This window comes from Streptomyces sp. W1SF4 (genome assembly GCF_003950035.1).
In the GTDB taxonomy this organism is placed as follows: Bacteria; Actinomycetota; Actinomycetes; order Streptomycetales; family Streptomycetaceae; genus Streptomyces; species Streptomyces racemochromogenes.
Window position 1 is genome coordinate 5,232,826 of record NZ_CP034350.1, and the last position, 13,036, is coordinate 5,245,861.

Below are 13,036 nucleotides of genomic sequence, written 5' to 3' on the forward strand. Positions count from 1 at the left end.
GCGACGCGCGGGTGCACAGCGTGGTGCGGTCGCTCCGATCCGTCATCCCCTGCGAAGGTGGAACGTGTGAAGGCTATCCGTCGATTCACCGTGCGCCCCGTCCTCCCCGAACCCCTCATGCCGCTCGCCGACCTCGCGCGCAACCTGCGCTGGTCTTGGCATACGGAAACCCGCGAACTCTTCCAATCCGTCGACCCCGAGGGCTGGCAGGCCGCCGGCGGCGACCCCGTCCGGCTGCTCGGCGCCGTACCGGCCTCCCGGCTGGAGGAACTCGCCGCCGACCGGCGGTTCCTGCGCCGGCTGGCCGTGACCGCCGCCGACCTCGACGACTACCTCCACGGCGGCAGGTGGTACCAGACCACCGAGAACGCCGCCGATTTCCCCGCCGCCATCGCCTACTTCTCCCCCGAGTTCGGCATCACCGCCGCCCTGCCCCAGTACTCCGGCGGCCTCGGGATCCTCGCCGGGGACCACCTCAAGGCCGCCAGCGACCTCGGCGTCCCCGTCATCGGCGTCGGCCTGCTCTACCGGCACGGCTACTTCCGCCAGTCCCTCTCCCGCGACGGCTGGCAGCAGGAGCACTACCCGGTGCTCGACCCCCACGAGCTGCCCCTGTCCCTCCTGCGCCACGAGGACGGCGTCCCCGCCCGGGTGGCGCTCACCCTGCCCGGCGGGAGGTCGTTGCACGCGCACATCTGGCAGGCCCGCGTCGGCCGGGTGCCGCTGCTCCTGCTCGACTCCGACGTCGAGGACAACGACGCCGGCGCCCGCGAGGTGACCGACCGGCTCTACGGCGGCGGCAGCGACCACCGCCTCCTCCAGGAGATGCTGCTCGGCATCGGCGGCGTCCGCGCCGTGCGGACGTACTGCCGGATCACCGGCCACGCCGAACCCGAGGTGTTTCACACCAACGAGGGACACGCCGGCTTCCTCGGACTGGAACGCATAAGGGAACTGGACGTCGAGCAGGGCCTCGGCTTCGACGCCGCCGTCGAAGCCGTGCGCGCCGGGACCGTGTTCACCACCCACACCCCCGTGCCCGCCGGCATCGACCGCTTCGAGCGCTCGCTCGTCGCCCGCCACTTCGGCGACGGCGGCGAACTGCCCGGCGTACCCGTCGAACGGATCCTGGAACTGGGCGCCGAGTCCTACCCCGGCGGCGACCCCGGGGTCTTCAACATGGCCGTGATGGGCCTGCGGCTCGCCCAGCGCGCCAACGGGGTCTCCACCCTCCACGGCGCGGTCAGCCGGGGCATGTTCGCCGGGCTCTGGCCGGGCTTCGACCCCGCCGACGTGCCCATCACCTCCGTGACCAACGGCGTCCACGCCCCGACCTGGGTCGCCCCCGAGGTCATGCGGCTCGGCGCCCGCCAGATCGGGGCCGGACGCACCGAGGACGCCCTCGCCGTGGGCGCCTCCGCCCGCTGGGACGCCGTCGCGCAGATCGCCGACCAGGACGTGTGGGACGTACGCCGGACCCTGCGCGAGCAGCTCGTCCAGGAGGTCCGCGACCGGCTGCGCGCCTCCTGGAAGCAGCGCGGGGCCGCCGACGCCGAACTCGGCTGGGTCGACGGCGTCCTCGACCCGGACGTGCTGACCATCGGCTTCGCCCGCCGCGTGCCCTCGTACAAGCGGCTCACGCTGATGCTGCGCGACCCGGAGCGGCTGCGCCGGCTGCTGCTGCACCCGGACCGCCCGGTGCAGATCGTGGTCGCCGGCAAGGCGCACCCGGCCGACGACGGCGGCAAGCGGCTCGTGCAGGAACTGGTCCGCTTCTCCGACGACCCGCGGGTGCGCCACCGCATCGTGTTCCTGCCCGACTACGGCATGGCCATGGCACAGAAGCTCTACCCGGGCTGCGACGTCTGGCTGAACAACCCGCTGCGCCCGCTGGAGGCCTGCGGCACCAGCGGGATGAAGGCCGCCCTCAACGGCTGCCTCAACCTGTCGGTGCTGGACGGCTGGTGGGACGAGTGGTTCGAGCCCGACTTCGGCTGGGCCATCCCCACCGCCGACGGGCTCGGCACGGACGAGGAACGCCGCGACGACCTGGAGGCCGGAGCCCTCTACGAACTGATCGAGGAGCGGGTCGCTCCCCGCTTCTACGACCGGGACGGGCGGGCCGGGCTGCCGGTGCGGTGGATCGAGATGGTCCGGCGCACCCTGGTGTCCCTGGGCCCGAAGGTGCTCGCGGGGCGGATGGTGCGGGAATACGTGGAACGCCTCTACGCCCCGGCCACGCTCTCCCACCGGGCCCTGACCCCCGACGCCGCGCAGGAGCTGGCCTGGTGGAAGGGGAGGATCCGGGCCTCGTGGCCGCGGGTGGCCGTCGAGCACGTGGAGGCCGTCGCCGCCGCGCCCGTCGGGGGCACCGCCGAACTGGGCGCCACCCTCACGCTGCGGGTGCGGGTCGCGCTGGACGCCCTCGCGCCGGAGGACGTGGAGGTGCAGGCCGTCGCCGGGCGGGTCGACGCCCAGGACGTGATCCGGGACGGGCGGGCCTTCCCGCTCAAGCCCGCCGCCGGGCCCGACATGGAGGGGCGCTGGGTGTACGAGGGCCCGCTCGCGCTCGACCGGACCGGGCCCTTCGGCTACACCGTGCGGATCCTGCCGACGCATCCGCTGCTGGCGACCCCGGCCGAACTGGGTCTGGTCGCGGCCCCGGTGGACACCGACGCGCCGGGCGGCGTACTGCTGCGCTGACCGCGGCGGCGGGCGGGGCCGGGCGGCCTCAGGGGGCGGGCGGCGGATCCACCAGCCGCCCGTCCTCGACCAGCATCCCGGCCCGCTTCACGCTGCGCAGGGCCGGGATCACCTCCACCTGGCCCACCCCGTCCACCGCGCCGATCTTCTCGGTCAGGTAGGTGTAGAGGGCGTCGGTGTCCCGGCACACCACCACCGCCATCAGGGAGGCCGCCCCGGTCACGGCCGCCGCGAAGGGCACCTCGCGGTGGTCGGCCAGCGCGTTCCCCACCTCCGCCAGCCGGGCCGGCGGCACGGTCAGCACCAGCGTCGCCTCCGCCTCGTAGCCGAACAGTTCGGGCACGAACTCCACGTCGAAGAAGAGCGCCCCGAGGTCCCGCAGCCGCTCCAGCCGCCGCCGGGCGGTGGACTCCGACAGCCCGGTGGCCCGCGCCAGCTCCGGATACCCCGCGCGGCCGTCCCGGCCCAGGACCGCCAGCAGCGCCGACTCCGCCGCGTCGAGGACGTACCGCTGCGGGCCGGGCTCGGCCCGGGGGCGGTGGAGGGCCGCGATCTGGTCGGGGCGCAGCTCGTCGACGCCCGCCCACGCGTCGGGTCCGCCGAAGAACTTGCGCAGGATGGTGTGGGCGCTGATCCCGGTGACCCGGCGGGTGCGCGGCAGCTTGTCCAGCAGCAGGGCGTCGCGGTCCCTGCGGGTACGGGCCCGGGTCATGCAGTGGATCTCCGTGCCGCCGGAGTTCAGGGTCACCCAGGCGATGTCCGGGCGCCGGGCGAGCGCCTCGGCCACCGGCAGCGCCGCGTCGGGGGCGCACTGGATCCGCAGCCAGGACTCGAACAGCCCGACGCGGCTGCCCACCGGCAGCCCGACGACGCGGACCAGCCCGGCGCTCCGCAGCCGCCGGTAGCGGCGTACGACGGTCTGGTCGGAGACGTCCAGCACCTCGGCGATCCGGCTGAAGGGGGCCCGGCCGTCGATCACCAGGGCCTGGATCAGGGAACGGTCGATACCGTCCAGCTGCTCGTCATTCATGGTTTCCATCATGACGGCTCCGCCCATGAGGGAAATCCGGCACGAAGAGGTCTGTGGGTGGGGTTCCGGGGCGGCCGCTGCGAGCGTGATGTCAGGCGGGGGCGCTCCCCGCCCCACCCCCCCCGACACGAGGAGACCCCCCATGCGTAAGTGGCTGCCGCTGACGGCGGTGTGCCTCGGGGCCTTCATGCTCCTGGTCGACGTCACCATCGTGACCGTCGCCCTCCCGGACATGGCCGCCGACATGCGCACCGACTTCGCCGGCCTCCAGTGGGTGATGGACGTCTACGCCCTCGCCCTGGCCGCCCTGCTGCTCGGCGCGGGCTCGCTCGCCGACCGGATCGGCCGCCGCCGCGTCTACCTCGGCGGACTGGTGCTGTTCGCCGCCTCCTCCCTCGCCTGCGGGATCGCGGACGGTCCGGCCGCCCTGATCACCTTCCGCGCCGTGCAGGGCGTCGGCGGCGCGGCCATGTTCGCCACCACCATGGCCCTGCTCAGTGCCGCCTACCAGGGCCGCGACCGGGGCGTCGCCTTCGGAGTGTGGGGTGCGGTCAACGGTGCCGCGGCCGCCGCCGGCCCGGTCATCGGCGGGCTGCTGACCGAGCACTTCGGCTGGCGCTGGATCTTCTTCATCAACCTCCCCGTCTGCGCGCTGGCCGTCTGGGTGACCCTGAAGGCGGTGGCCGAGTCCCGCGACCCGCGTGCACGGGGGCTCGACCTGCCCGGCATGGCCACCTTCACCGTCGGGGCCGCGGCCCTGACGTACGCCCTGATCCGGGTCGGGGAGAACGGCTGGACCTCGGCCGCCACCCTCGGGCTGTTCGGCCTCGCGGCGGCCGCCTTCGCCGCCTTCGTCCTCGTCGAACTGCGCGGCGCGCGCCCGATGCTGGACCTGTCGCTCTTCCGCAGCCCGGTCTTCGTGGCGGTGATGGCCGCCGGACTGCTGCTGTCCGGCGCGGCGTTCTCGTACCTGATGTACGTCTCCCTCTGGCTGCAGTCCGCCGAGGGGATGAGCCCGGTGGGCGGCGGCCTGGTGCTGCTGCCGATGAGCCTCGCCGGCTTCGTCGTCGCGGCGCTGGCCGGGCGGCTGCTGCACGGGGCGTCGCCCCGGCTGACCATCGGCGGCGGGCTGCTGCTGATCGGGGCCGGCGCGCTGCTCCAGGCGTGGATGCTGGACGCGGGCGACGGCTGGACCGCGCTGGCTCCCGGGCTGCTGGTCAGCGGTGTCGGGGTGGGCATGGCGACCCCGGCGCTGGCGGCCACCGCGATGGGGGCGGTGGCCCCGGCCCGGGCGGGCATGGCCGGCGGCGTGCTGAACACCGCGCGGCAGCTGGGCACCGCGCTGGGGATCGCGGTGCTGGGCGCGGTGTTCCACGCCGGGCTGGCGGACGGGCTCGGCGGGCGGCCCCGGGAGCTCGCCGACGCCCTGGCCTCCGGCGGGGCGGGGCGGCTGCTGGCGGCGCCGGGGGCGCGGGAGTGGGTCGACGCGGCCTTCGCGAGCGGGCTGCGGGACACCTTCCTGGTCTCGGGGGCGATGGGCCTGGCGGGCGCGCTGGCGGTGGCGCTGCTGGTCCGGCGCCCGGCCGCGGCCGGGACCCCGGTCCCGGCGCAGGGTGGTGCTCCGGCGGGTGCTCCGGCCGCCGCTCCCGCGTCCGGGCGGACCTCCGCCTGAGCCGCCCCGGCGCCCGTACGGCCTTACCGCCGTACGGGCGCCGGGCTGTTCCGGGGGGCTCCCCGGGAGGGTGAACCTTCGAACGCACTGTGCATGGCGGGGCCGTCGGCGGGCGGTCCGCTCCTAGGCTGCCCGCGGACGTCCACCGGACCCGGTCCCCACGCCCCCCGAGCCCCCCATGCCCCCAGGAATGGACCCTCACATGCGTCTTCGCTCCACCGCCGCGGCCGCGCTCCTCGCCTCCTTCGCGCTGGTCCTCCCGGCCGCCGGCCAGTCCCTGGCCCATGACCGCCACGACCTCGGCGAGATCCACTACCGCTTCACGGACGACGACGGGGACGTGCGCCGCAGGACGATCGAGCCGGCCGACCTCGACACCTGCTACCGGCTGACGGGCACCAGCCGCAACCATCCCGCCTTCGCGGTGCAGAACGACACGGACGCGCTGGTCCTCGTCTTCCGGGGTGACAGCTGCGGCGGCGAGGCCCAGGAGGTGCTGCGCCCGGGCGAGCACGCGCGCGACCTGAACGCCCGCTCGGTCTTCCTCAAGCCGGACGAGCACCACCACGGCCGCCACGACGGCGACGACGACTGGGACGACGACGACCGCAGCATGGTCCGCCCCGGCCAGGGCCGCTCGATGACCCCCGGCGACTTCATGAACGACGTCTTCCGTTCGATCGGCTGACCAACCGTCCCGCCGCATGGGACAGGGCCGCCCGGGGAGGTTTCCTCCCGGGCGGCCCCGTGGTTTCAGCGCTTCAGCGGTGGTTCACTTCCTGCCCCGAGGGGGTCAGAAGGTGAGCTTCCAGCTGTCGATCTTGCCGGTGTCCAGGCTCGCGTTGTCGTTGACCCGGAGCTTCCAGACGCCCTGGGCGACCTCGGAGGAGGCGTTCACCGTGTAGCTCTTGACGATGTTGTCCGCACTGCCGCCGGAACGGTTGTGCAGGTTGTAGACGGAGCCGTCGGGCGCGACCAGGTCGACCTTCAGGTCACCGATGTAGGTGTGGACGATGTTGACGTCCACCTTGAGGGTGCTCGGCGCGTTGCCGGTGCGGGTCACCGTGATCGGGGACTCGACGGTCGCGTTGTCGGCGATCGCGTAGTCGTTCGTGTTCTCGAACACGTTCTGCTGCGCGGTGCCGACGGTCCAGGTGAAGGACGCCGTGCCCGTCTTGGACGCGGAGTCGGTCACCGTGACGGTCACGTTGGACGTGCCCGCGGTGGTCGCCGTACCGGAGATCAGACCGGTCGAGGAGTTGATCGACAGGCCGGCCGGCAGGCCGGTGGCCGAGTAGGTCAGGGCGCCCGGGTTGGTGCTGGTCGCCTGGACCTGGAGGCTCACCGCGGTGTTGATCTGGGTGGTCTGGTTGGCGATCGCGGTGACCGTCACGCCGTCGTTGATGCGCGGGCCGACGTTGATGGCGGCCCAGGCGTTGGCGACGTTGTTGTACGTGGCCGAACCCTGGCCGTACAGGTCGGCGGCGGCCTTCAGCGTCTGGACGCGGGCGTCGGCGTAGTTGGTGTTGGACTTGAAGTAGCCCACCGTCAGCGCGCGGAACCAGATCTTCGCGGCGGCGTCACGGCCGATCGCGGTGACGGGCAGGCCGTCGGAGGTCGGCGAGTCGTAGCTCACGCCGTTGATGACCTTCGCGCCGGAGCCCTCGGAGGCCAGGTAGAACCAGTGGTTCGCCGGACCCGAGGAGTAGTGGACGTCGATGCCGCCGATGCCCGAGTACCACGCGTCCTTGGAGCCGCCGTCCTTGCTCGGCTTGTCCATGTAGCGCAGCGGGGTGCCGTTGCCGTTGATGTCGATCTTCTCGCCGACCAGGTAGTCGCCGACGTCCTGGGGGTTGTTGGCGTAGAACTCGACCGCCGCCGCCATGATGTCGGAGGTGGCCTCGTTCAGACCGCCGGACTCACCGCTGTAGGTCATGTTGCCGGTGACCGAGGTGAGGCCGTGGGTCATCTCGTGCGCGGCCACGTCGGTCGAGGTGAGCGGCTTGTTGTTGCCCTCGCCGTCGCCGTAGGTCATGCAGAAGCAGGAGTCGTCCCAGAAGGCGTTGACGTACGCGTTGCCGTAGTGGACCCGGGTGTAGGGGGCCACGCCGTCGTTGCGCAGGCCGTTGCGGCCGTGGACGTTCTTGTAGTAGTCCCACGTGACCTGGGCGCCGTAGTGGGCGTCCGCGCCGGCGGTCTCCGCGTTGGAGGCGAGACCGTTGCCCCAGATGTCGTCCGGGCCGGAGAACAGGGTGCCGGTGCCGGAGGTGCCCCGGTTCAGGTTGTAGGTCTTGTGGCTGCCGCGGCCGGCGTCGGTGAGCGTCCAGTTGCTGCCCGACTGCGAGGTGCCGAGGGTGACCTGACCGCTGTACTGCGTGTTGCCGGTGCCGGTCTGGACGCCCTGCCACTGGGTGATCTTCGCGCCGGTCTTGGCGTTGGTGATCACGTGCAGCTGGCTCGGGGTGCCGTCGTCCTGGAGGCCGCCGACGACGGTCTCGAAGGCGAGGACCGGGACGCCTTCGGCCGCCCAGATCACCTTGCGGGCGCCCTTGTCGGCCTTGGTCTGCTTGGAGCCCTCGGCGTTCGCAGCCGAAACGGCCTGGCCCTCGGCGGCGGACGGGGTGACGGTGGCGTTCGTGTCCGAGACCTTGATCTCGTGCTGGGTCGCCTTGGTCACGCTCTTGGTGACGCCGTCCTTGGCGTGGACGGTGAGGTCACCGCCGAGCACGGGCAGACCGTCGTAGGTCCGCTCGTACGTGGTGTGCGTGGTGCCGTCCGCGTCCTTGACCACATCGCGGACGACCAGCTTCTCGCCGCCACCGAGGCCGAGCGCCTTGGCGGCCTGGGCGGTGGTCGAGTTGGCCTCGGCCAGGAGCGTCGCACGCTCCGAAGCGCTGAGTTTGGCGGCCGCCGCGCCCGGGTTGGGCTGGGCAGCGGTGCGGGCCTGCGACGCGTTGGCGTCGGCGGCGGCGGTGGCGGTACCGGCCTGCATGCCTACGGCGATCAGGGCGGCCGCGGCTATGAGGGCGCCGGCCGCAGTGGCACGCCGCTGGGGGGTGGGACTCAACGCAGACTCCTTCTGCAAGGGGGGTTCCGGATGGCTGGGTGGGCCTCCGGGCAGATCAGGGCTGGTGCGATGAACGGATCGAAGAGTGCCAGCTGTTTGCCCCGATGTCAGGGCCACATCAAAAGGTTGGCCGGAAACAGTTCGTTGTCCGAAGATACGTATCCGGTATCCGAACCATTCACCTTTGTGTGGGAGGGGAACCGCCGACGGCCGGAACGGTTGCTACCGGCTGTTAACACTTGGGCAACAAGGGGTCCCGTTAACCCGAACGGCATTTACCGTACGGGTGTTTGTCGTACTGTTTCCCGGTGCTCCACGTGTTCGCTGTCAGGGGAAGCAGTGGACAGGAGGCACCGAAACAGACCACGTGCCAGGGGGGACCATGAGGCATGTCCGTTTTCCTGAGCAAAGAGAGGCCTCCGGGGCGGCCGGGCCCCAGGGGCCGGCGGCGGCCCCGCCGCGGCGGCTCGGGGACAAGGCACGGTGGTACCTGCCCGTGGCCGTCACGGCCGACCTCGTCGGCGCCGCCGTGCCCGTCGGCCTGGTCTTCGACGCCGCCGGGCAGGCCAGACCCCTGCACTGCGCCCTCGGCGCGGCCCTCGCCTGGACCGGAGTGCAGGCGCTGCGCCGGCGGTACGCGGACCGGGTGCTCGGAGAGTCCCGCGGAGTGCTCCCCGTACTGCACGACTGGCTGATTCTGATCGGCGTCCTGGCCGTGGTCCGCGTGGTGACCGCGGAGGAGACCCCCCGCCTCGCAGCCCTCGGCGCCCTGCTGCCCGCACTCCTCGTCACCGTCGCCTGCCGCAAACTGACGTACCGCCACCTGTCCGCGGCCCGCCGTGAGGCGCAGGCCGTCAGCCGGGTGCTGGTGGTCGGCGAGCCCGCCGCCGCCGAGCACGTCATCGCGCACCTCGCCACGCGCACCGACCACCCGTACGTCGCCGTCGGCCTCGTCCCGGTCGGCGGGGGCCCCCTCTCCGGCGGCATCCCCGTCGCGGCCAGGCTGGACGCCTCGATGCCCAAGGCGCCGAACCGGGACGCGTCCGCCGTGCTGCGCGCCGTCCGGCGCCACCACGCCGAGCTGGTGCTGGTGGCGCCCGGGGCGCGGTTCGCGGGGGAGCGGCTGCGGCGGGTGGCCTGGGCCCTGCACGACGAGGGCCTCGAACTGGCCGTCTTCCCGGGCCTGGTGGAGGTGTCCGTCAAGCGGCTGGAGACCCTGTCGGCGGGCGGGCTCGCCGTCCTGCGGGTCGCGCCGCCCGTACGGCGGGGGGTGCAGCCCCTGCTCAAGGCCGTGCTCGACCGGGTGGGGGCGGCCGTCGGGCTGCTGCTGCTGTCGCCGCTGTTCCTCGCGCTCGTCCTGGCCATCCGCCTCGGCTCGAAGGGGCCCGCCTTCTACAGCCAGCGCCGCGTCGGCCGGGACGGGGTGCCCTTCGTCATGTGGAAGTTCCGCACGATGGTGACGGACGCCGACCGGCTCAAGGCCGGGCTGGCCGGGGCCAACGAGAACGACGGCCCGATGTTCAAGATGCGCCGCGACCCCCGGGTGACCCGGGTGGGCCGGCTGCTGCGCCGCACCTCCCTCGACGAACTGCCCCAGCTGGTCAACGTGCTGACGGGCAGCATGTCGCTGGTCGGCCCCCGCCCGCCGCTGCCCGAGGAGGTGGCGGAGTACGACGAGGTCGAGCTGCGCCGGCTCACCGTGCGGCCCGGGATGACCGGCCTGTGGCAGATCAGCGGGCGGTCGGACCTGTCCTGGGACGAAACGATTCAGCTCGACCTGCAGTACGTGGACAACTGGTCCTTCACCAGCGATGTCGACGTGATGGGCCGTACGCTCCGCGCCGTGGTCGACGGCCGCGGAGCGTACTGAGGGGACGTGCGGTGACGTCAGTCCTGGTCGAGCCACCAGCGGTAGGTGGCGTCGATCCCGTCCCGCAGCGCGATGCCCGGCTTCCAGCCCAGCGAGGCCAGACGGGACACGTCGAGCAGCTTGCGCGGGGTCCCGTCCGGCTTGGAGGTGTCCCAGGCCAGCCGGCCCCGGAAGCCGGTGACCTCGGCGACCGTCTCGGCCAGCTCCCTGATGGTGAGGTCCTCGCCGCAGCCGATGTTGACGGGCTCGTCGCCGTCGTAGCGTTCCAGCAGCACCGCGCAGGCGGCCGCCAGGTCGTCCACGTGCAGGAACTCCCGGCGCGGGGTGCCGCTGCCCCAGAGGACGACCTCCTCGCGCCCCTCAGCGGCCGCCTCGTGGAAGCGGCGGATCAGCGCCGGCAGCACGTGCGAGGACTGGAGGTCGAAGTTGTCGCCCGGGCCGTAGAGGTTCGTGGGCATGGCCGAGACGAACGAGGCCCCGTACTGCTTGCGGTACGACTGGACCTGCACGATCCCGGCGATCTTCGCGAGGGCGTAGGCCTCGTTGGTGGGCTCCAGGGGGCCCGTCAGCAGGGCGTCCTCGGTGATCGGCTGCGGGGCCAGCTTCGGGTAGATGCAGGAGGAGCCGAGGAACAGCAGGCGGCCCACGCCGGCCGCGTGCGCGCCCGCGATGACGCTGAGCTGGATCCTGAGGTTGTCCTCCAGGAACTGCACGGGGTACGTGCTGTTCGCCATGATCCCGCCGACCTTCGCGGCGGCCAGCACCACCGCGTCCGGGCGGACGTCGCGCAGGTACGCCTCCGTCGCCGCGGCGTCGCGCAGGTCGAGGTCGGCGCGGCCGCGCGTGAGCACCTCGTGGCCGTCGGCGGTGAGGCGGCGCGCGACCGCGGACCCCACGAGGCCGCGGTGTCCGGCGACGAAGACGCGGGCGTGCGGGGGGAGGAGGGGCGGGGTGCTTGTCATACCGCCGATGATGCCAGTCCGCTGGCCGCGGATTTCGTGGGGCCGGGCTGCGCGTCCGGGGCCTCGGGTTGCCGCCCTGGGGCCGTCGTTCGGCCGCCGCGCCGTTGCCGGGGGCTCCGCCCCCGGACCCCCGCGCCTCAAACGCCGGCGGGGCCGGGTTGGGCCTGCGGGAGGGGTTGGGCGGCGGTCCGGGTTGGGCCTGCGGGAGGGGTTGGGCGGCGGTCCGGGTTGGGCCGCGGGGCTGGTTCATGTGGAGTGGGCGTGTACGGTACGCATCCAGTCCCGGACCAGGGACGTGCGGGCTCGGCCCGCTGCCTGCCGGAATGCCGCAGGGCCGTCGGGGGGCCTTGCGGGCGGGGCCGGGGGCGCAAACGAAGAGGCCGGCCGGACCAGAGGCCGGAGCACCTCAGCACAGCAACGGACCCCAGGGGGACACCACATGGGAAAGACCGCACTGATCACCGGCGTCACCGGACAGGACGGCTCGTACCTCGCAGAGCTCCTGCTCTCCAAGGGCTACACGGTGCACGGCCTCGTGCGGCGGTCCTCCAGCTTCAACACGGAGCGGATCGACCACATTTACCAGGACCCGCAGACGGCGAATCGTTCCTTCGTCCTGCACCACGCCGACCTCTCCGACGGCGTCGCCCTGGTGAACCTGCTGCGCGACATACGTCCCGACGAGGTCTACAACCTCGGCGCCCAGTCCCACGTCCGCGTCTCCTTCGACGCCCCCCTCTACACGGGCGACGTGACCGGACTCGGCGCGCTGCGGCTGCTGGAGGCCATCCGGGCCAGTGGCGTCGACACCCGGATCTACCAGGCGTCGTCCTCCGAGATGTACGGCTCCACCCCGCCGCCGCAGAACGAGGACACCCCCTTCCACCCGCGCAGCCCGTACGGCGGGGCCAAGGTCTTCGCGTACTGGACAACGGTCAACTACCGCGAGGCGTACGGCATGTTCGCCGTCAACGGGATCCTCTTCAACCACGAGTCGCCCCGCCGCGGCGAGACCTTCGTGACCCGGAAGATCACCCGCGCCGTCGCCCGCATCAAGGCCGGCCTCCAGGACCACCTCTACCTCGGCAACCTCGACGCCGTCCGCGACTGGGGCTACGCCCCCGAGTACGTCGACGCGATGTGGCGCATGCTCCAGCAGGACGAGCCGTCGGACTACGTGGTCGCCACCGGAGTCGCCGCCACCGTAAGGGACTTCGTGGAGTCCTCCTTCACCCGCGCGGGCCTCGACTGGACCGACCACGTCCGCTACGACCCCAAGTACGAGCGTCCCAGCGAGGTCGACGCCCTCATCGGTGACGCCTCCAAGGCGCGGGAGATCCTTGGCTGGAAGCCGACGGTCCTGGCGCCGGAGCTGGCGCAGATCATGGTGGACGCCGATGTCCGCCAGGTCGAGGACCAACTGGCAGGAGCCACCGTCCGGATCGACCGCTAGGCCGTGTCTTGCGGATCTTGCTCCCCCAGCTACCGCTGGGAGGTACCCCCAGACCCGCGTCGTCCGGCACCTGGGGCCCCTCCCAGCGGTAGCTGGGGGAGACGCGGGCTTGACCGGCAAGATCAGAAAGACACGGCCCAGGCTCCGGCTTCGCCTACGATTTGCCGTGTCCCGGTCAACTTTGTGGCCGGGGTGCGCACCCGCCGCACGGGGTTCTGGTCTGCCCCAGTCCCTGCGGCTTTTCGGATACTTCCAGCCATCAAGCCGGGCCAACGGCCC

General features: G+C 72.6%; 8 protein-coding genes. 5 read left to right on the forward strand and 3 right to left on the reverse strand.

Annotated elements, in window-relative coordinates; genetic code table 11:
- Window positions 1–66 precede the first annotated feature (66 nt).
- Window positions 67–2,703 (forward strand): alpha-glucan family phosphorylase, encoded by a 2,637-nt coding sequence (glgP, locus tag D1J60_RS24570; protein WP_125822548.1) that lies wholly within the window; start codon window positions 67–69, stop codon window positions 2,701–2,703.
- A 28-nt stretch (window positions 2,704–2,731) separates the two neighbouring features.
- Here glgP and D1J60_RS24575 read toward each other — a convergent pair whose 3' ends face one another.
- Window positions 2,732–3,733 (reverse strand): Lrp/AsnC family transcriptional regulator, encoded by a 1,002-nt coding sequence (locus D1J60_RS24575; RefSeq protein ID WP_164720962.1) that lies wholly within the window; start codon window positions 3,731–3,733, stop codon window positions 2,732–2,734.
- 142 nt (window positions 3,734–3,875) lie between these two features.
- On the opposite strand from D1J60_RS24575, the gene D1J60_RS24580 reads away from it, so the two are divergent.
- Window positions 3,876–5,405: an MFS transporter gene (locus tag D1J60_RS24580; protein WP_125822549.1), complete on the forward strand. Its 1,530-nt coding sequence runs from the start codon at window positions 3,876–3,878 to the stop codon at window positions 5,403–5,405.
- A 202-nt stretch (window positions 5,406–5,607) separates the two neighbouring features.
- Window positions 5,608–6,093: a hypothetical protein gene (locus D1J60_RS24585; RefSeq protein WP_125822550.1), complete on the forward strand. Its 486-nt coding sequence runs from the start codon at window positions 5,608–5,610 to the stop codon at window positions 6,091–6,093.
- Between the two features lie 105 nt (window positions 6,094–6,198).
- Here the strand turns inward: D1J60_RS24585 and D1J60_RS24590 are convergent, their stop codons facing one another.
- On the reverse strand, window positions 6,199–8,472 hold the full coding sequence (locus D1J60_RS24590) for a M4 family metallopeptidase (protein WP_125602902.1): 2,274 nt from the start codon (window positions 8,470–8,472) through the stop codon (window positions 6,199–6,201).
- A gap of 382 nt (window positions 8,473–8,854) precedes the next feature.
- On the opposite strand from D1J60_RS24590, the gene D1J60_RS24595 reads away from it, so the two are divergent.
- Entirely contained in the window at window positions 8,855–10,342 is a 1,488-nt protein-coding gene (locus tag D1J60_RS24595) for a sugar transferase (protein ID WP_206436565.1), read from the forward strand.
- 17 nt (window positions 10,343–10,359) lie between these two features.
- On the opposite strand, the gene D1J60_RS24600 is transcribed toward D1J60_RS24595, so the two are convergent.
- Window positions 10,360–11,304, reverse strand: a complete 945-nt coding sequence (locus D1J60_RS24600) for a GDP-L-fucose synthase (protein WP_125822552.1) — start codon at window positions 11,302–11,304, stop codon at window positions 10,360–10,362.
- Between the two features lie 439 nt (window positions 11,305–11,743).
- Between D1J60_RS24600 and gmd the strand changes: the two genes are divergently transcribed.
- Entirely contained in the window at window positions 11,744–12,757 is a 1,014-nt protein-coding gene (gene gmd / locus D1J60_RS24605; RefSeq protein WP_125822553.1) for a GDP-mannose 4,6-dehydratase, read from the forward strand.
- Window positions 12,758–13,036: the final 279 nt, after the last annotated feature.